General features: G+C 41.6%; 15 protein-coding genes. 12 read left to right on the top strand and 3 right to left on the bottom strand.

Annotation, left to right across the window (positions count from 1 at the left end):
• Positions 1 to 122: 122 nt before the first annotated feature.
• The 8 genes from ACTHN6_RS05460 (at position 123) to ACTHN6_RS05425 (ending at position 14,351) form a co-directional block, all read left to right on the top strand.
• Complete coding sequence (locus ACTHN6_RS05460; RefSeq protein WP_440434713.1) at positions 123 to 686, top strand: RNA polymerase sigma factor; 564 nt, start codon at positions 123 to 125, stop codon at positions 684 to 686.
• A gap of 34 nt (positions 687 to 720) precedes the next feature.
• Positions 721 to 3,024, top strand: coding sequence for a GH92 family glycosyl hydrolase (locus ACTHN6_RS05455; RefSeq protein WP_440434712.1), 2,304 nt, complete (start codon positions 721 to 723; stop codon positions 3,022 to 3,024).
• A gap of 205 nt (positions 3,025 to 3,229) precedes the next feature.
• Complete coding sequence (locus tag ACTHN6_RS05450; RefSeq protein ID WP_440434711.1) at positions 3,230 to 4,939, top strand: RagB/SusD family nutrient uptake outer membrane protein; 1,710 nt, start codon at positions 3,230 to 3,232, stop codon at positions 4,937 to 4,939.
• A 19-nt stretch (positions 4,940 to 4,958) separates the two neighbouring features.
• On the top strand, positions 4,959 to 5,399 hold the full coding sequence (locus ACTHN6_RS05445; RefSeq protein ID WP_440434710.1) for a DUF5004 domain-containing protein: 441 nt from the start codon (positions 4,959 to 4,961) through the stop codon (positions 5,397 to 5,399).
• Between the two features lie 2 nt (positions 5,400 to 5,401).
• Positions 5,402 to 6,400, top strand: coding sequence for a DUF4961 domain-containing protein (locus ACTHN6_RS05440; RefSeq protein ID WP_440434709.1), 999 nt, complete (start codon positions 5,402 to 5,404; stop codon positions 6,398 to 6,400).
• 49 nt (positions 6,401 to 6,449) lie between these two features.
• On the top strand, positions 6,450 to 9,476 hold the full coding sequence (locus ACTHN6_RS05435; RefSeq protein ID WP_440434708.1) for a SusC/RagA family TonB-linked outer membrane protein: 3,027 nt from the start codon (positions 6,450 to 6,452) through the stop codon (positions 9,474 to 9,476).
• 12 nt (positions 9,477 to 9,488) lie between these two features.
• A complete protein-coding gene (locus ACTHN6_RS05430; RefSeq protein ID WP_440434707.1) occupies positions 9,489 to 11,156 on the top strand; it encodes a RagB/SusD family nutrient uptake outer membrane protein in 1,668 nt (555 codons plus the stop codon).
• A 93-nt stretch (positions 11,157 to 11,249) separates the two neighbouring features.
• Positions 11,250 to 14,351: a SusC/RagA family TonB-linked outer membrane protein gene (locus ACTHN6_RS05425; protein WP_440434706.1), complete on the top strand. Its 3,102-nt coding sequence runs from the start codon at positions 11,250 to 11,252 to the stop codon at positions 14,349 to 14,351.
• Positions 14,352 to 14,399: 48 nt separating this feature from the next.
• Here the strand turns inward: ACTHN6_RS05425 and ACTHN6_RS05420 are convergent, their stop codons facing one another.
• Entirely contained in the window at positions 14,400 to 14,867 is a 468-nt protein-coding gene (locus ACTHN6_RS05420) for an anthrone oxygenase family protein (RefSeq protein ID WP_440434705.1), read from the bottom strand.
• Between the two features lie 263 nt (positions 14,868 to 15,130).
• Between ACTHN6_RS05420 and ACTHN6_RS05415 the strand changes: the two genes are divergently transcribed.
• The 4 genes from ACTHN6_RS05415 to ACTHN6_RS05400 all read left to right on the top strand — a co-directional run bounded on the left by ACTHN6_RS05415 (position 15,131) and on the right by ACTHN6_RS05400 (position 19,544).
• A complete protein-coding gene (locus tag ACTHN6_RS05415) occupies positions 15,131 to 15,751 on the top strand; it encodes a hypothetical protein (protein WP_440434704.1) in 621 nt (206 codons plus the stop codon).
• A gap of 376 nt (positions 15,752 to 16,127) precedes the next feature.
• Entirely contained in the window at positions 16,128 to 17,402 is a 1,275-nt protein-coding gene (locus tag ACTHN6_RS05410) for a mandelate racemase/muconate lactonizing enzyme family protein (RefSeq protein WP_440434703.1), read from the top strand.
• A 54-nt stretch (positions 17,403 to 17,456) separates the two neighbouring features.
• Positions 17,457 to 18,593 (top strand): bile acid:sodium symporter family protein, encoded by a 1,137-nt coding sequence (locus tag ACTHN6_RS05405; protein ID WP_440434702.1) that lies wholly within the window; start codon positions 17,457 to 17,459, stop codon positions 18,591 to 18,593.
• A 6-nt stretch (positions 18,594 to 18,599) separates the two neighbouring features.
• Complete coding sequence (locus tag ACTHN6_RS05400) at positions 18,600 to 19,544, top strand: RraA family protein (protein WP_440434701.1); 945 nt, start codon at positions 18,600 to 18,602, stop codon at positions 19,542 to 19,544.
• Positions 19,545 to 19,556: 12 nt separating this feature from the next.
• On the opposite strand, the gene pdeM is transcribed toward ACTHN6_RS05400, so the two are convergent.
• Both pdeM and ACTHN6_RS05390 read right to left on the bottom strand, forming a co-directional pair.
• On the bottom strand, positions 19,557 to 20,219 hold the full coding sequence (pdeM, locus tag ACTHN6_RS05395) for a ligase-associated DNA damage response endonuclease PdeM (protein ID WP_440434700.1): 663 nt from the start codon (positions 20,217 to 20,219) through the stop codon (positions 19,557 to 19,559).
• Between the two features lie 64 nt (positions 20,220 to 20,283).
• Positions 20,284 to 20,898 (bottom strand): hypothetical protein, encoded by a 615-nt coding sequence (locus ACTHN6_RS05390; protein ID WP_440434699.1) that lies wholly within the window; start codon positions 20,896 to 20,898, stop codon positions 20,284 to 20,286.
• Positions 20,899 to 20,939 lie beyond the last annotated feature (41 nt).

Here is a 20,939-nt window from a genome sequence, read left to right as displayed (position 1 = left end):
AAATCAATCCAAACATGAAACAAAAATTCTTCATTCCCCAGTTATAAATTTTTCTTTTTGCCATTGTTATTATTTACCACTTGTGAGAGAACGGTAACATGCCGTTTTAAAAATTGATTGCCATGACTATGACGCATAACTGCTGCCAGCAACTTTCAGACAGGCAACTGCTTGATCTTATAAAAGAAGATAATAAAAAAGCGTTTGAAGAAATATATAACCGTTACTGGAATTTTTTAATGCAAATGGCGTTGAAGCACCTGCAGTCAAAACAAAAAGCGGAGGATATAGTGCAGGAAATCTTTATCAGTTTTTATAACAGGCGCCATGAATTTGAACTGACCGTTTCATTGCGCGCCTATTTCGCACAGGCCTTAAAGTTCAAGGTTATGAATGAGTTCCGGTCGCAGGTGGTAAGAGATACTTATACCAAACATATACGCTATGTATATGCCTGTTCCGGCCATACAACCTATCCTATTTGTGAAACAAAAGAACTGGCTTATCATATAAACCGTTCCATCAATTTATTGCCTGAAAAATGCAGGCAGGCTTTTTTATTAAGCCGCAGCGAAGATCTTTCTTATAAAGATATTTCGGGCCAGTTGAATATTTCTGTAAGCACGGTTGAAAAGCATATCAGCAAAGCGCTGAAATTTTTAAAAACAAATTTGTGTTTGCAATAGGTTCATTTTGTAAACACTACCTTCCTTCTATATCATGATTGCATCCTTACGAATTAAATTCATTGCTGTATTCCTTTTTGTTGCCGGCAGTACGTATGCACAAAAACCGTTGGTTGAATATGTAAATACATTGCAGGGCACTAACTCAAGCTGGGATTTATCTTATGGCAATGTTTATCCAACTATTGCCTTACCATTTCCGATGCATTCATGGTCGCCGCAAACCGGCAAGAACGGTGATGGCTGGAAATATACTTACAACGCAACAACCATAAGAGGCTTCCAGGAAGTGCATCAATGCAGCCCGTGGATGGGCGATTATGGTGTGTTTACTTTAATGCCCGTTACAGGAAAGCTAAAGGTGAAGGAAAAGGAACGCGCTTCGTCTTTTAAACATGAAAATGAAATTGCTAAACCATCTTATTACAAAGTAAAATTTGATAACGGCATTACTACCGAAATAAGCCCTACGGAACGCGGCGCTTTCATGCGTTTTTCTTTTCCAAAAAACGATGCTTTTATGGTATTTGATGGTTATACCAAATTCAGCTCCATACAAATACTACCGGAGGAGAAGAAGATTATTGGTTATGTTACCAACGGCACATTCATCCCCAAAGAGTTTAAAAACTTTTTTGTTATGCAGTTCGACCAGCCTTTTGTTGCTTACGGCACCTGGAAGCAGGAAGACGGCAGCATAACTACAAACAGTTTGTTTGATTCAGGCCAAAAGCGTGGCGCTTACATACAATTTAAAAAAGGCGCGAAAGTGAACGTAAAAATTGCTTCATCATACATAGGCCCCGAGCAGGCTGCGCTCACTTTAAAACAGGAGCTTGGCGATTATAAAAAATTTGAAGAGGTTAAAGCTGCCGCCGATGAAATATGGAATGATTTATTAGGCCGTGTAAAAGTGGAAGGTGGAACAGAAGAAGAAAAGGCAACTTTTTATTCATGCTTATTCAGGGCAAGCTTATTCAGCCATAAGTTTTATGAAATAAAAGAAGATGGCAGCCCTTACTATTTTAGCCCCTATGATGCCAAAATTCATGACGGTTATATGTTTACCGATAATGGTTTCTGGGATACATTCCGCGCACAATTCCCGTTAAGCAATATACTTCATCCAACCATGGAAGGCAGGTATATGCAATCGTTACTGGATGCACAGCAGCAATATGGTTTTTTCCCAACATGGTCAAACCCCGGCATGAGTGGTGTAATGGTGGGCAATCATGCTATATCCTTATTAACTGATGCATGGGTAAAAGGCATAAGAACATTTGATCCTGCAAAAGCCCTCGAAGCATATTTTCACGAAGCCACCAACAAAGGGCCCTGGGGCGGTTCCAATGGAAGGGAAGGCCATGAATATTGGTTCAGCATAGGTTATATTCCTTATCAGGTGGTTAGTGAAAGCGGCGCCAAAACATTGGAATACGCATACGATGACTGGTGTGCCTATCAACTGGCAAAACTTACAGGCAATACATTTTATGAAAATGTGTTTGCCAGGCAAATGTTTAACTATAAAAATATTTTTGATACAACGGTTGGCTTTGTACGCGGCAGGACAAAAACAGGAGAGTGGGTGCCCAAAGATTTTGATCCTGCTGAATGGGGCGATCCTTTTACAGAAGGCAATCCCTGGCAATGGACCTGGTCAGTATTTCACGATATAAATGGTTTGATAAAATTAGTGGGTGGTGAACAAAAATTCAATGCAAAACTGGATAGCTTATTCACGGCACCGAATGTTGTAAAGTATGGTTCTTATGGTCATGAAATACATGAGATGAAAGAAATGGTATTGCAGGATATGGGCCAGTATGCGCATGGCAATGAGCCGGTGCAGCATGCCGCCTATTTATATAATTACAGCGGGCAGCCATGGAAAGCGCAAAAGCAGTTGCGGGAAATAATAGCGAAAATTTATAATGCCGGACCCAATGGATTTCCGGGCGATGAAGACCAGGGCGAAACTTCTTCCTGGTATGTGCTGAGCGCTTTGGGTTTGTATGGTGTTTGCCCCGGCACGGATCAATATGTTATAGGCAGCCCGGTGTTTAATAAGGTTACGATCACGTTGGAAAATGGTAAGCAGTTTATTATTGAAGCGAATAATAACAGTGACAAAAATGTGTATATACAATCAGCCAAACTGAATGGTGTAAACTATAACCATAACTGGATTACTTATAATGATATTATCAATGGCGGCACATTGCATTTTGAAATGAGTGATACGCCGAATACCAAACGCGGCATTGATGATGCAGATAAACCGTATTCCGTTTCTGCAACGCGGTCAGACGCTTCAAAAGCGTCAGACCGGTAGCAAATTTTAACTATGTAACTGGCCGAAAAAAATTGCCTGTAAGTTTAAAGAGAAGTTACTCATTTTTTACAGTTACCTGCTTTATGAAAAGTCAATTTCTAAATCTATTGAACCGACTAAGCTGTTATTAAAAAATAATTAATAAATAATTAAAGGTTAATAGCGGTTGCAAAAAAAATGAGTGACTATATACAATAACGATGTTATGAAACGATTATTCTTTGGTGCCATTACTGCCTGCGTATGTTTAATTACAGCCTGCACAAAAGAAAATTTCCTTGATAAGACTGCAACGACTGATCTTGATGAGCAATCCGTATTTTCTGACAGTGCCCGTTCAATGGATTTTCTTTCGAATATTTATGCCAATGCAGACTTCAGTTTTAATCTGGCAAGATTTAGCAATGCTGCCGGGCTTGATGCGAGTAGCGATGAAGCGGAAGGCCCTTTGTCAGCTACGGTTACAACTTATAACCAGTTTGCATCCGGCGGTGTAACGGCGTTCAGTATTGCAACCGATGCATGGAATAATTCCTATACACAAATAAGGGCCGTAAATCAATATTTAAAACATCTTTCTGTTATTCCATTCCCTGATCATTTAAAAAACAGAACGAAGGGCGAAGCACTTTTTTTGCGTGCATGGTATTATGCACTTATGTTGAAACATTATGGCGGCGTGCCAATTGTGGGCGATACGGTATATACAGAAACTGATAAAATAAACACAGTTAGAGATACGTATGAAGCCTGCGTAAATTATATAACAGAACAATGTGACCTTGCCGCTTCTCTGCTGCCGGCATCTTATGCCGGTCTTGATTATGGAAGGGTAACAAAAGGCGCTGCACTTGCACTGAAAGCAAAAGTGCTGCTGTATGCTGCAAGCCCTTTATTTAATGGCGGCGCAGAAACAGATGATGCCACTTTAAAAGCAACTATAAGTTACCCGGCATATGATGCCAACCGCTGGAAACTGGCGGCTGATGCGGCTAAAGCGGTTATCGATCTTGGTATTTATAGTTTAAATGTTGATAATAATACGAAGCCGGGTTATGGTTTTTATAACCTGTTTCAAAAACGCGTCAACAGCGAATACATTTTTGCAAGAATGGAACCCGATAATAAAGACCTTGAAAATTTATGGCGGCCGCCTTCCCGCGGCGGAAATTCTACACAGGGTTCTTTTCCGTATCAGAATCTTGTAGATGCTTTTGAAATGAAAGACGGTTTACCCATCACTGATCCTGCTTCAGGTTATAACCCGGCAGATCCATATGCCAACAGGGATCCGCGTTTGGACTTTACGGTTACACATAACCTCTCTATGATTTATGTTGCTTACGACCAGCTACGCCCTGTTTACACTTATGATGGCGAACCTAACGGCGATGGTTTTGGCGCAGGTACGCCCACTGGTTATTATGGAAATAAAATGTGTAATGATAATGTAATCCCCAACTACTTCTTCAACGTATCACAGCGGTGCTATCCATTGATCAGGTATGCTGATATTTTATTGATGTATGCTGAAGCGATGAATGAATATGCAGGCCCTTCACAGGAAGTATATGATGCCGTTGAAGCAATAAGGCAACGTGCGGGCCTTGATCCATACCAGTTGAAACAGGGGCTTGCAAAAAATGAAATGCGTAAGGTAATACAACATGAAAGGCAGGTGGAGCTTGCATTTGAAGAATCAAGGTTTTGGGATGTAAGGCGATGGAAGATTGCAGGTGAGACAGATAATCAAACCATGTATGGCATGCGCGTGCAAAAAGATGCAAACGGCAATTATAGTTATTCAAAAGAAACGGTGCGTAAACACAGTTTCAGAACGGCCATGTATTTATGGCCCATTCCGCAAACTGAAGTTGCCAAATCATCAGACCTGTTACAAAACCCCGGATATTAAAAAGATAAAATTCAATTATATGCTTGCGAGAAAAATATTTTTTCCTGTTATGATCATGCTGTCCATGGCTGCCGTTTCCTGCTCTACAAAAAAGGAATTGCTGGCAGAGCCTGTAAAAGATTTGAATGCAACCTGGCATATTCAAAATGTCACCAGGAATACAGTTGATATAACACCATATATTGATGCTGCCGATTTCAAGCTTACATTATCACCCGATAATACCTATACACTGGAAGGCAATAACATTCCCTTCCTGGTAAACAATGCAGCCGGCACCTGGTCATCAGATGATCCGCAATACCCTTACAACATTACGTTTAAACCTGCCGATAGCACCAGCAGTTTCAGCGGCAGCATTGCAACGCCGGTTTCAAAAGGGCAGCGTACATTAAGCATAACATTCAACCCGGGATGTCATTCCAATACTTACATCTACACATTTGAAAAATCTAATTAAACATGCAGGCAACATCAAAAAATAAAGGATCTATCAGGAGAAAGATATACCTGTTATTGTTTATTGCTTTTGCAGGTTTAATTATCACCGCCTGTGTTTCCACACTTACCATTGTAAGCCAGGATGCATTGGTTACACCCGGCGATTCTGCGCACATGGTGATAGCATTGCAATGGTCTGAAATAAACTACGACCGCAACGACAGGCAGGTGGTTGGTATTTGCGTACCCAAATCATGGAATGCAGCACGCAATACCAGCATGACTTACACCAGTGATGTAGGTAATGGAAAACTTGTTGTAATACCCGATGGCATTACAGAGCCTTCAACCGGGTTATCCTATCCAACTGCTATGATGAATAAGTTTGGTATTGGCCCTAACTATATCAATGACATGGAATGGGTTGTTTTCTGGACGGATAATAAATTGTTTGCTGCCAATCAAACCACAGTAAACGGCACCATACGCATCAGCATAAAAACCGGCGAAGATTATTTAAGCTTTAAACCGGGGTATGCCATGTGCGAAGATGAAGATGGTTTATCTGACGAAAATTCCGGTTACTATCAAAGCCAGTTTGGAACCTGTATGGAAGTGATAGGAAATGATCTCACCGTGGACGTACAGGATTTCTGCAACCCGCAGATAGGGCCTGCAGAGCCGTCAAGCTCCACGCTCGATGATATTATCACCATTAAATACAATGGCAATCTTGATACTTCTGCCTTAAAGAACCAGGCCAATATTTATTTCTGTGCAAAAGCTTTTACCACCACGGGCGACAGCATAGAAGTTTGCCAGCCGTCGGCACAAACACAGCTTACGCCTTTTGATATAAAACAATGGCGCATCGATTTCTGGCCGAAGAAATTCTTCAACGTGCCGGATGGCGTAGAACTGAAACAACTGCAATATTATTTCATCGATCAGGCAGGGACGCTTAAAACAGGTTATGGCAATACGGATGCACCATTTAAATACACTTTTAAATGCAAATGATAAAAGCCTGAACATGCATAAAGCCATCATAGCTAAAACAAATTGTTGTATGAAAAAAATTCTGTTACTGGTATTTCTTATAGCCTGTTATTGTACACAAACAATGGCCCAGCAATTCACGGTTCAGGGTAATGTGGTTGATGAATACGGGCGTGCCATGGCAGGCGTTACCATTCAGTCAAAGAAAACAAATGCCACAACCACTTCGGCTGAAGATGGTGCGTTCAGCATTGCAATACAGCCAAACGATGTGCTGCAATTCAGTTATCCCAACTACAAAACCAGCAGCATTACCGCACGTGATTCTTCCACCACAATCATTGCAAAGCTCACGCCCGCAGCATTTGCCACTCCGGCCACTACTGATGTTTTATATGAAACAAGGGATAATCAAAAGATTCTGGGATCTGTTTCCACCATTTATAACAGCCAGCTTACAACAACACCCGCATCACTGTATGCGTATGCACTGGCAGGAAGGCTGCCGGGTTTATATACGCAGCAGAACCGCGGCTGGAAAAGTTCGAACGATAATGCTCTTGGATCAGTTGATGTGGACGGTTTATTCTATCCCAATCAAAAAGGCCTCGGCGCGCCTAACGATAATACCGAAATAAGCCTTAGCCTGCGAGGGCAATCGCCCATTACAATTATTGATGGCGTGCAACGTGATATTTATACGATCGATCCTGAAAACATAGAATCTGTGAGCGTGCTGAAAGATGGCCTTTCCACCATATTACTCGGGCAAAGAAGTTCAAGAGGCGTTATACTGGTTACAACAAAAAAGCCGGTAACAGGCAAGCCGCATATTTCTTTAACGGCGCAAACAGGCATACAGCAGGCGCTTAAACTGCCCGATGCTTTGCCTGCATACCAGTATGCTTATTTATATAATGAAGCGCAAAGCAATGAAGGCAAGCCCTTGTCTTATACAGAAGCAGATTTTCATGCCTACCGTGATCATTCAGACCCTTATGGCTATCCTGATGTAAACTGGTTTAATACTATATTAAAAAACAGTTCGCTTATGAACCGGTACAGCCTGAACGTAACAGGCGGCGGTGCAGCAGCACGTTATACTATTGGTTTAGGTTATTTATCTGATAATGCATTGTTCAATGGCAGCAACCCCGCTTATGAAACCAATGCTACCATTAAGCGTTACACGGTTAATTCCAATATTGATGTGGACGTAACAAAGTATTTCAATGCAAAGCTGCAGTTGTTTGCACGGGTACAGGAAGAAAACCAGCCCGGCGGCGGAACAGATGCCATTATCAGCCAGATGTATTCAACGCCTAACAATGCTTATCCTGTTTTCAATCCTGATGGCTCTTTTGGCGGCACACAGGCTTTCCAGAGAAACCTGTATGCACAATTAACACAATCCGGTTACATACAGGATTATGAAAGAGATATTTTTTCAAACCTCGAGCTTAATTACAAGTTTAACCAGTTTGTACCCGGCCTGTGGGCGAAAGTGCAGAGCAATATTTCGGTATATGCAGCCAATTCAACCAACAGGAGTGCAGGCGTTCCGTCTTTTAAATTCTCTGTAAGCGGCAACGATACTTCGTATAACCGTTATGGTAATTACACAGACCAGGGAAATAGTTTTAACCTCACTTACAGTGCACAGTTCTGGTATTTGCAGGGCGCTGTGGGTTACACGCGTTCCATCAGGAAAAACAACTTTACTGTAAAAGCCTTTTACGACAGGTATGAAAGTATATTTAATTACGACCTGCCAAAAACATTGCAGAATATTGCACTTGCGGGAACATATGATTTCGATGGCAAATACTTTTTAGAAGCTGCCGTGAATTACAGCGGCCAGGATTATTACCCGCCCGGTAACCAGTTTGGCTTGTTTTACGGAGCCGGCCTGGGCTGGAACCTTGCCAAAGAAAACTTCATTAAAGACAATATTAGCTGGATAAATAACCTTAAGCTCCGGGCAACCTACGGCCGCACCGGCAATGATAATGTAGGGTATTTTACCTGGCGTGAAAGTTACCAGCTGAATATTGTAAATCCAACCTATCCAATCGGTATAAACCGTGCATCGCAGGGCGTAACCCAGCAAACAACTTTGGCCAACCCTAATGTAACATGGGAAAAAGCTGATAAATACAATGCAGGCATTGATGCCGCTTTCTTCAAGAACAGGTTTTTATTGACTGCCGATTATTATAACAATCGCTATTTCGATTTGTTGCAGTTGCGCGGCAAGCAATCATCCATGATCGGTATTGGTTATCCTTATGAAAATCTCGGCATTAATAATTATTCGGGCATTGAAGTGCAGGCCACTTATCAAAACCATATCAAGGATTTTAATTACGCCATTTCAGGCAATATTTCATCACAGCAATCAAAGGTTATTTATGGTGATGAAATTGAACAGGCATATCCCTGGAATAAACGCACCGGCCAGCGTGTGGGAATTGAATTTGGTTACATAGCAGAAGGGCTTATTCAAACACAAGAGGAAGCGGAAACAGCAGCGGCGCCCGCAGGCTATACGCTGCAGCCCGGTGATATAAAATATAAAGACCTGAATGGAGATGGTTTAATCAATCAATATGATCAAACAGCTATCGGCGAAACCAAACCTTTAATGTTTTATGGCGTAACAGCCAGCATCAGCTATAAAGGCTTTGATATAAACGTATTGCTGCAGGGTGTTGCCAACAGGAAATATTTGCTTACAGATTATTCATTCGGTTCAGGCACACAGCAGGCATATACCTATATAGTTGGAAGATGGACGCCGGAAACCAGCACTGCGTCTTCATTTCCGAGGCTTACGCCGGGCTCAAATGCCAACAACGATCTCTGGAGCAGCTATTGGATGCGCAATGGCAATTACTTCCGTTTAAAGAATGCGGAGATCGGTTACTCACTGCCTTATAAACTGGTGAACCGTTTAAAGATGACACAGATAAGAGTGTTTGCCAATGGCCTTAACCTGTTTACACACGCAGCTTTCGACCGTGTTGACCCGGAAGTGTACCAGCAGGTATATCCCAACCAGCGCATCATCAATTTCGGCCTTAATGTTAAGTTCTAAGTAAGAAGAATTATGAAAAAAAATATTGCCATATTCATTGTTATAGCAGGCTGTTTTGCCGCATTAACTTCCTGCAGGAAATATGAAAGTGTTCCGGTAGAAACCGTTACACCTGATTATATATGGGATGCAAAAGATTCAAACGGCGTTTATGCAAGCCAGTATTTGTTTTCCATTTATGCAGCTCTGCCTCAAATTACAGGTAACCGCATTGGCCGCGATTTGCTGGATGCAGGTTCTGATGATGCCGTTACATCGCAAACCACATCACAACCCATTACCTTGCTGGCAACAAGCGGTATAACAGTTTTTAATAACCCGGATGATGCATGGGCCGGCAGTTACCATGGTATCAGGATGGCTACGAATTTCCTGAACAATTTTGGCGCAGTGCCATTAAAGAATGTACGTGAAAAACGTTCGTGGTTTGGAGAAGCAAGAGTAATGCGTGCCTTTTTTTATTGGGAACTGGTACGGCGTTATGGTGGCGTGCCAATATTGGGCGATTCATTAAAAACACTGGAAGATAATATTGAAATACCGCGCAGCTCTTTTGCAACCTGTGTGAATTATATCGTAAATGAATGTAACCGTGCGGCGGATAGTTTAAGAGATGATCCTGTTGATGATGGAAATTATGGCCGTTTCACAAAAGATGCAGCCAGGGCTTTAAAAGCGCGGGTTTTATTATATGCTGCAAGCCCTTTATACAATGGTGGTAACATAGGCGACTCATTAAATGGTTATGAAAATTATGATGCGGCCCGCTGGAAACTGGCCGCAGATGCAGCCAAAGAAATAATGAACCAGGGCGTTTATGACCTGGAAGAAAATTTCATTGACATATTTATTTCACAACGCAATAAAGAAGTTATTTATGCCAAAACAAATACTACAGGCAAAACGGTAGAAACAACGAACGGGCCTATCAACTATGCAACAGCGCCGGGCTCCGGCAATACAAGCCCAACACAGGAATTAGTAGATGCTTATGGCATGGTAAACGGCCTTGAAATTAATGATCCCAATTCCGGTTATAACCCCGAAGACCCTTACGCCAACAGGGATCCGCGTTTAGGTTATACAGTATTATATAATGGCGCCCAGTGGTTAAATACGGCCATTCAAACATATATAGGCGGCATTAACAGGCCGGGCGGTGCAACAGTGCAAACACAAACAGGTTATTACCTGCGCAAATTCATGGGTCATTTTGAAAATACAACTACTTACGAAGATCATTATCATGATCTCATCTATTTCCGCTATGCAGATATTTTATTGATGTATGCAGAAGCTATGAATGAATATGCAGGTCCTTCTGACGATGTGTTTGCAGCAGTTGAAAAAATAAGACAAAGGGCGGGATTGAACCCTTATACTTTAGATCACAGTATTTCAAAAGATTCATTGCGAACTGTTATCCGCAATGAAAGACGTAAAGAATTTGCATTTGAAGAACAGCGCTACTGGGATATACGTCGCTGGAAAATTGCAGGCCATGTTTATAATGATGCGCCTTTGCATGCCATGAATATTATCAACAGCCCAAATGGTTTTGTATATAATATTCAGCCGGTGCTCACAACCGGTTTTGATGAATCGAAAATGTATTTCTATCCAATACCCTATAATGAAGTGGTGAGCAATGAAAACATGCGGCAGAACCCGGGATGGTAAGGTTAAACTGCAAGCCATCAGTTGTATGCTGCAAACGGTTGTTCATAATAATTACGATGAATATTGATATAAAATATTTATAAAAACTATACGATGAAAAGAACTTTTTCATTCATATTACCAATACTTGTTTGTTTATGTTTTACTGTTGGCGTTTATGCGCAAACAGTAAGTGGAAGCGTGAAAAATATAGAAGGGCCGCTGGCATCTGCCTCTGTTGTAGAAAAAGGTTTGCCGGCCAATGGTACAGCCACAAACGCTGACGGAAACTTCAGGCTTACGCTTAAAGGAAGATCAAAAACATTGATCATTTCAAACATTGGATATGTAACGCAGGAAGTGAAAATTGACGATGCATCAAAACCAATGGAAATCATTTTGCAGCCAAACGACCAGGGGCTTGACCAGGTGGTGGTAGTAGGTTATGGAACAAAGAAACGTGTAACCAATACAGGCGCCGTAAGCACTATTTCGGGAGAATCCATCAGGCGTGTGCCTACTGCAGCCGTTCAAAACACTTTACAGGGAAGGGTGCCGGGTGTATTTTCCGTGCAACGTGGCGGGCAGCCGGGTAAAGATGCATCCGACTTTTTTATACGCGGTATAAGTTCATTAAACCCCGATGGTAATAAACCATTAATTATTGTGGATGATGTGGAATATACTTATGAACAGCTTGCACAAATAAATGTAAATGAAATTGAAAGTATTTCTGTTTTAAAAGACGCTTCTACCACTGCAGTATATGGTATTAAAGGCGCCAACGGCGTACTGATTGTAAAAACACGCCGCGGGGCAAATGGCGCACCGCAGGTGAATGTGCGTGTGGAAAGCGGTTATAACACGCCTACGAAAGTGCCCAGGTTTTTAAATGCCTATAAATCTGCAACGCTGGTGAATGAAGCATTGAATAATGACGGCCTGCAGCCGCAGTTTACACAATCGCAGTTAAATCATTATAAAACGCATGATGACCCTTATGTTTACCCCGATGTAAACTGGTATGATGTTATACTTAAAAAAGGTTCACTGCAGGCCAATACAAACGTGGATATTTCGGGAGGAACAGATAATGTAAAATATTTTATTTCTGCCGGCGCTTTTACACAAAATGGCAACCTGAATAATTTTTCTGACCCACGCAACCAAGGGGTTCATAATAACTATTTTTATAACCGTTATAACTTCAGGAGTAATTTAGATATACAGGCCACAAGAACCACCAAACTCAGGCTTGATGTTTCAGGCAGGTTCGGGCAAATAAATTCGCCATTATTTTATGCGCCCACACTCAGCCCCACTACAATCATTAACAGTGTTATGTCTGAAATATACAATTACCAGATCATAACCCCGTATGCCGCGCCGGTATTGAATCCTGACGGAAGTTACGCTTATGCTTTCGGGCCAAACCTCAGCAATGTGCCCACGCTTAATGCAAGGCTGGCCACCATGGGTTATTCCAGAAACAGCAGGACCGATTTTAATGTTTTGTTTGATATAAACCAGCGCTTCGATTTTATCACAAAAGGCCTTGGCGCTTCCATACGTGTTGCTTATGCCGGTACCAATGATATCACCAGAACGCAGGCACGCACTGCTACGCCGCCGGCTTATCATTATGATTCATCGGGCCATTATACGCTTGATAAAAACGGCTTGTATGAGCTGGCGCCGTTTGCTTTAAGCGGCGGCAACGATCTTTTTGACAAACGTTTAAACATACAGGGCTTTATAACGTACGACAGATCATTTGGCGTAAATCATTTTTCTGCATTTGCCTTATTTAACCAGGAAAGTTATGTTACAAAAAGCGGCGGCACACTGGCTGTGCCACAGAAACTGCGCGGCACCACATTAAGCCTTCATTACGATCTTAAACAAAAATATATAGTTGATTTTAATGCAGCCTATAACGGTTCCGACCGTTTTGCTGCAGGCCACCGCTATGGTATATTTCCTGCCGGCAGTATAGGATGGAACCTGGCGCAGGAAGATTTCTTTAAAAATACCTTCCCCGTTTTCCAGTTGTTTAAGCTGCGTGGCTCTTATGGTTTGGTAGGTTCTGATGCGGTGATTGATAACCGTTATTTATATCAACAGGTGTATTTAAGACAGCCGTTTCCCAACTATTATTTTGGTACAAACAGCAACCCTACTTCGGGGTTGTATGAAGGCAGCCTTGGCAATCCCAACGTTACCTGGGAAAAATCAAGAAAAGCAGATATTGGTCTTGACATCAATATGCTGCATGATAAAATATCCATGCAGTTTGATGTGTTTAATGAATACAGGTATGACCAGTTGTGGTTTCCCGGCTCCGTTCCTTCCATGATAGGTGTGGGTTTGGCCAGGGCCAATCTTGCCAGTGTGCGCAACCGCGGGTTTGAAGGGTTAATTAAATTCCAGGATAAGGTGGGCAATGTTGGGTATGATATAACAGGCGTTATCAATTATGCGAAAAATAAAATCATTTATCAGGATGAGCCGAACCAGACTTACCCATGGCTGGCAAGAACGGGCCATCCTATTGGCCAGCCATTTGGTTATACCGCTATTGGTTTTTATGAAAGCCAGGAAGACATTGACAAAAGTGCCAAGCCGAATATTGATCCTTCTTCCATTAAACCCGGCGATCTTAAATATAAAGACCTGAATAACGATGGCGTAATTGATGAACGCGACCAGGGGCCAATTGGCAAACCAAATATTCCAAGTTTAAATGCAGGCATAACCTTTGGCTTTCATTATAAGGGCTTTGATTTAAGCATATTATTCCAGGGTGCGTTTGATTACAGTTTCCAGGTTACGGGCATCGGTATTCAACCTTTTCAAAGCCAGTGGCAGCCGGTGCATGAATTAAGATGGACGGAAGCAAATGCAGTCAATGCAAAGTTCCCAAGGCTGAGCAGCAGTGCATCGTATGAGAGCAGCCCAACGGCTTATCCTTCAGATTTCTGGCTGGTAAATGCCATGTATGTGCGCATGAAATCTGTGGATGTTGGTTACCAGTTTCCCAAAAAATGGCTGCCTTTGAAAATTAATAATGCGAGGTTTTATTTCAGCGGTTATAATCTTTTAACGTGGACGAATTTTAAACTGTACCAGCAGGATCCTGAAGTAGCCACCAATACCGTTGGTGATGCTTACTTAAACCAGCGTGTATTTAATGTGGGTTTACAGGTGGGCTTGTAGTAAACATGCTTTTGGAAAGTTTTTAAACTTTTTAAAGTTGCCTGCCGGTTAAGCCATCTCTTTACGGTTTAGCAGCGCTATCAGAAAGAATGCCACGGCTGAAAGCGAAGCAACCGTTCTGATCGTATGATAATATTCCCACCTGTCGCGGATACCCTGCCAGTCAGCAGGCATCGCAGCAACCGTCCATGTTCTTATTTGATTATCTATGGGCACTTCAATGCCAACAGTTATGATAAGCGCTGTGATAAACAGCACTAATGCTGCAAGCACGCAATAGAAATAGAGGTTTTTTGTTTTCCATGAACCAATAAGTAAAATCAATAAACAAAGAACAGATGCCGGCATAATGATACTCATGGTAAGCGCAACATTTGCCATAATTTCTTTTCCTATGGTAAGAAACATTGCTGCCGGCAGTTCATGCATTGTCCTGCTTAAAGAAAACCATGTACCCCAGAATACGCCCGCTACAAGCACGAGCAATAAACCGGTTATAAACTGTATTGCTTTCATAATAAAGGTTTTTATTGTTTACTGATTGAATTTTACTGTTGTTGGAACATACATAAAGTTATTTTATCCGTTTTCATTCAAAAGCATGAAGCGATAAAAAGAGGCATTATGAAGATGAAGCCGGGAAAAATGCAGGTGTACAACAAATAGATTTTTGGAAAGTTTAGAGCTTTTCAAAAGTTGTGGTTTTTTTGGCTTTAATGCTACCTGTAAATTATAGTATTTATATGTTAGTATATTTGAGATCAGGCTGAAAGATGCTTATGAAATGTCTTAAATTATTTATTCCATTTCTTTTCATGATATTATCAGGTTATTCATTTACCGACAGCCATAAACCAGTTTCTTATCATGATCCAAAAATTACTTATGACACAACTAACATCGATAGTATTGAATTTAAAGAAGCCTGGAATTCATTTGCAGACGCAGCTATTCATAATGATATTAAGCGATTAAGAAAATTATCAACCAATTGTATTTATTGTACTTACTGCGTTACAAATACTAAATACAAGGATTCTTTATTCACGGATTTTCAAAACAGGAATAAGAAAATATGGTATGACAAATTTTACAATGAACTGTCTTATATCCCGGCAGGTATTTTTTTTAAAGAAGATTATCAATTAATTTTTGACAGCGCTTTAATCAAGCGAATAACTGACCAATCAAAAATAAATTTCTTAAACAGGGGTAACGAGGCATTGACGACAATTCATCCTTGTTATAAGGATATATTTAAAAATGATTCCCCCAACATACAGGAAGTTCTTGTGACATGGATTGACCCTTCTCCAAAATATGAGGGTGCGCAAGTTGCACTCGATTTTATAATGACAAAGAATGGGTACAAATTTTTTTCTTTTTATACCATTCCGTAAAGCAATTACGCTGAGGCAAGAACAGCCTAACATACTTTTTGAAATTTTTTGGTAACCCTAAAAATACCAAACCTTCACTCATTTAAAATTTGTTGCTATCTTCAATTTTCAGAATGACGTATTGTTTTGCCGTGCCATTATACTGATGGCAGTTGCTTAAAAAGGTTTTAACACCGGCAGTTACCCTGATATTTGAGCAGTTTGATTTTGTGAATCTTGGTGAGTAAATACAAGATAAAAAGAATTAGGCCTTGTTAAGCAACCGATTGCATAATGGATCAAAACAAATACATTTGTAACAACGAAACCATTTTAGCACATAGGAAACGATTGTTTTATTATTCTCTGTGTAACCAATCTAAAAACATCTAACAGAATGAGTAATTCAAGAAGGTCTTTTTTATCCAAAACAGCCATCGCTGCTGCCATTGCCCCATTAGCCCCGTTATCCGGTTTTGGCAAAACATACCAGGAAGCTATTGACAAAACGCCCATGTATTCGCCACCATCTGATTTAAAAATCACAGATGTAAAATGCGGCTATATACGCGGCAGCTTATTCGTAAAAATCTATACAAACCAGGATATATGGGGCTGCGGCGAAGGGGTTGATGCCATTCCCGGCACATATTACCTCGTCAAAAATTTTGGTATGCGCTTAAAGGGAAAGAACCCGTTAAATGTGCACCGGCTTTTTGAAGATATCCGCCGCCAGGGTTTTTTCCAGGGGGCGCAGGCGGGCATGTATGTGGCCGTGCTCTCGGCCATTGAAACGGCTTTGTGGGATTTGGCCGGTAAGGCTTTGAATTTGCCTGTATATCAATTGCTGGGCGGTAAATTCCGCGATAAAATAAGAGTGTATTGCGATACGGCTTTATACCAGCGCAACCTGCCGCAGCCGTCCGACTTTGCAGAAGCGGCTAAGAAAGCAACAGGCATGGGTTTCAATGCCATTAAATTCGATCTTGACCAGGCAAATGATCCCAATAAATACGATGCCTATAACTGGACGGCCAGCCCCGGCGAGCTGCAAAGAATGTATGATCAGATTGCAGCGGCGAGGGAAGCTGTTGGGCCAAAAAATGATATTTTGGTAGATATGCATGGCCGGTACGATGCTGTTACGGCGCAGGCTATCTCTAAACGGCTGGAGCCACTGAACCTGTTATGGCTGGAAGAGCCTATTCCTGCAGAAAACGCAGAAGCGTATAAACTTATTACAGAATCTACCAAAACACCTATTGCCGCCGGCGAAAATCATTACCTGGCTTATGGCTTCAGGCGGTTACTTGAAATTGGCGGTGTTGATATTATTATGCCCGACCTGCAAAAATGCGGTGGGTTGGGAGAGGGGCAGCGCATTGCCAATCTCGCCAATTTATATTACACACCTTTTGCACCGCACATGGTGGCTTCTTTTCTTGGAGCAATGGCTTCCTGCCATGTATGCGCATCCGTGCCTAATTTTTTAATACTTGAATGGCAGTCATATTTCCATACGGATCCTATGTTTAAGGAAATTGTTACCTACGATGGTGAATGGGTGAAAGACAGCTTTATTACGCTTTCTGAAAAACCGGGTATTGGCGTAGAGATAAACGAGGAAGGCATGAAAAAATACGCCATAAAGGATGTGCCCTTTTTTCAATAAATATCCCTTGAAAAAAATATCCTGATTAAGAAGATTTAAACCTAATAACGATTTATGCCTGCCGGAAAAAAAACTGTTTACAACGTCTTTTATGCTATTTCATTCATTTCCATCCTCGTATTTGCATTTACAACGATTAACGAGAATCATGATGTAGCCGGTTGGTTCCTGGCATTTTTCTTTGCAACGCTTGCTATTGCATTCAGGGGAAACCATTTTTTGAAAGGGCTTTCCTATACTGTAATGATCGTTGCTGTTGTAAGTATTGCCATGTATCACCCGCAATATTTCACAACCATTGGCGACTTTAAATTATCGGCTTTAATTATCCCTTTATTGCAGATAATTATGTTTGGCATGGGTACTGAATTAAGCCTGAAAGATTTTGCCAACGTTTTAAAAATGCCGAAAGGAATTATTATCGGCGTTGCGTGTCATTACATCATCATGCCGCTGGTGGGTTTTGCCATTGCAAAGGCATTTAATTTTCCTCCTGAAATTGCTGCAGGTATTATACTCATCGGTTGCTGCCCCAGCGGGCTTGCCTCCAATGTAATGTGTTACCTCGCAAAAGGCAATCTTGCCTTGTCGGTATCTGTCACCACTATTTCTACCATGTTTGCACCATTTCTAACGCCTTTGCTGATGCAATTGTTAGGCGGAAGTTTTGTGGAAGTACATTTCTGGGATATGGTATGGGATATTACCAAAATCGTTATTATTCCCGTGGTTGCAGGCCTCGCATTTCACTATCTCGTTCATGGTAAATTTCAATGGCTTGATAAAGCCATGCCGCTGGTTTCCATGGCGGGCATCGCATTCATTTTAACGATTATTACCGCCGCAGGGAGGGATAACCTGGTTAAAGTTGGCGCACTCTTGCTGATAGCAACTTTTCTCCACAATTTAGCCGGTTATTTCCTGGGATACTGGTCTGCCCGTGCCTTAAAATTCCAGGAAAGGGATTGCAGGACAATTGCGCTGGAAGTGGGTATGCAGAATGCAGGGCTGGCATCGGGGCTGGCGCTGGCAATGGGCAAACTGGCCACTGCTGGTTTGGCGCCGGCAATCTTTGGCCCGGTAATGAATGTTACAGGTTCAACACTGGCAAGCTGGTGGCATAATCATCCGCCGGAAGGTGCAACAGTCTCAAAAACAAGCAATAAAGAAGAGGTTATTACAATAAAATAGTTATCTATGTCAACGTTCAAAAAAATATTATTCGCTATTGCCATATTTGCTTTTTGCAAACAGGCAGGTGCACAGCAGGTGCAAATAAGTAAAGAACAATTAATTGCTTTAACGCCTTTGTGGAAGGGGGAACGTTTTCCGGATGGACGCCCCAAAGTGCCGGACGATATTATGAGGCGCATGAAATCGGTGAGCGTGGAAGAAGCCTGGGCTGTTATGAAAAATGCCGGTTACGGCTACCAGGTGGCCGAGGGCTGGCAGGTAATCAACCCCGACAGCGTTTTGGTGGGCCGCGCCGTTACGGCAACCTTTATGCCCGCCCGCCCGGACGTATGGAAAGCAATTGATTCCGCAGGTAAAAAAGAAGGCAGGCGCGGGCAAAATACCTGGCCGGTTGATTTGCTGGTGAAAGGCGATGTATATGTTGCCGACCAGTTTGGCGCCCATCGCAACGGACCCACTATTGGTGACAATGTGGGTAACGCTATTTATGCAAAATCCGGTAATGGAATCGTGTATGATGGCGCATTAAGAGATGTGGAAGGGCTAAAGGAAATCGGAGGATTTACATCGTATTATACGAGCTACGATCCGTCTTATCATAACCCCCCGGGCGATTTGAATACCATGATTGTTGGCATAAATCAGCCAACCCGCATAAGAACTGTTACCGTAATGCCGGGCGATGTGGTGCTGGGTAAATTGGGCGTGGTTATTTTTATTCCGCCGCACCTGGCTGAAAAGGTAGTAACCACCTCAGAGATTGTACGGTTGAGAGATTTATTTGGACATCAACGTTTACGTGAAGGAAAATATACCGCAGGGCAGATTGATGCACGGTGGAGCGACGATATTGAAAAGGATTTTTCCAAATGGCTTAATGAGCATATAAATGAACTGCCTGTGGGGAAGGAGCAGATACAGGAATTTCTGAAAGACAGAACGTGGTGACAGTGAAAAAATTTATACCGCCATCAATTCCCCGTTTGCAATGGCAAAAACGTGATCTGTTTTGTTTTTTTTGATTAAAGCCAGGCCGCTGAATTTTGAAAAGGCGGGCAATACGCCAAATGCATCATTAAAATAAAAACAGGGAAAGCTTAGATGCTGCCTGCTTTTGCCCCGGATAGAAATGCCCGGGTGCAGGTGACCGGTAAGATAATAAGCATCTGCATGGCCTGCGTGTTTTTCAATATCAGCATAATCGTGCATAAAGGCGAATGTGCTGATGCGTAAAGGGCTTGCATCAAACACATTGATTTTTGTTTGGGCATACCAGTCGCGGTGCAGTATATCATGATTTCCTTTTACCAGTAAAATTTCGAGTTGCGTAAAATCATTGCGCCATTTTTCAAATAACAAATGTTCTTTATTGGTACGGCTGTGAAAAAAATCGCCCACAACAATTAATTGTTCTGGCTTATAAAATTGGAGGAGATTAAAAAGGCGCTGCAGGTCTTCTATAAAAACATGCTGCGGCATAGGTATGCCTGCTTTCCTGAAATGACCGGTTTTACCAAAATGGCTGTCGCTTAAAATGAGTGTTTTTTGATCTTCCCAAAAAATGGCCCGTTCCGGCGAAAGCCATAAATGCTGCTCCCTGAAATTAAAACAATGTTGCTTCATCTGCTGCTGCAAACATAAATCATCGGTGAAAAACTATTTGTGAAGGTGAATAAAAAGCAAGCGGTTAATCTCCAACCTGAATGCCTTTTTCTTCAAGATATTTGCCAATGCAAAATGTATCGTTTTTCCAAAGCTGAATAGGCTTATGCCAGTTTATCCAAAGCCAGTCTTTATTTTTTTCAGCAACCATTACCTGCTGTGTGGAGGTGAAAATCCAGATGACTCTTTTTGTACCAAATTCAAGCAACAGGTCTGTTTTGCGTTTAATGTAACCTGTTTCAGTCATGTCTTCCAATTCTGCTGTTATATCAACTTCTATTTGCAGCTCAGCAGGTATGTCAGCGTAATGTTTGGATATTTTAGAATAAGGAAAATTCCTTTCATCGTAAACTAAAATATCGCCACCTAAATTATTTTTATGATTGATATGCAGGCCTGGTTCTCCTGTAAAAACCATATACTCATTACCAATTACCTGATGCAAAAGTTTTACGAGCCAGGCTACGATAAAAGCCTGCAAGGTACTTGCTCCCATAATTGATTCGGCGTTTAGGTTGTTTTTAATGGCCTGTTTATAACCCTTGTAATACAAGGGCTTTCCATCCATTATTTCATATATAAAGGAATCGGGTATTTTTTTGCGATGCGATGATTTCTTTCTTTCCAGCGTCAATGCCATAACAAAACATTTACTCAAATGTACAAAACTTACCGGCCAAT

It is taken from the genome of Parafilimonas sp. (assembly GCF_051953455.1).
Classification (GTDB): domain Bacteria; phylum Bacteroidota; class Bacteroidia; order Chitinophagales; family Chitinophagaceae; genus Parafilimonas.
The sequence above is the reverse complement of the archived record's forward strand: the minus strand, read 5'-3'. Positions and strand labels throughout refer to the sequence as shown.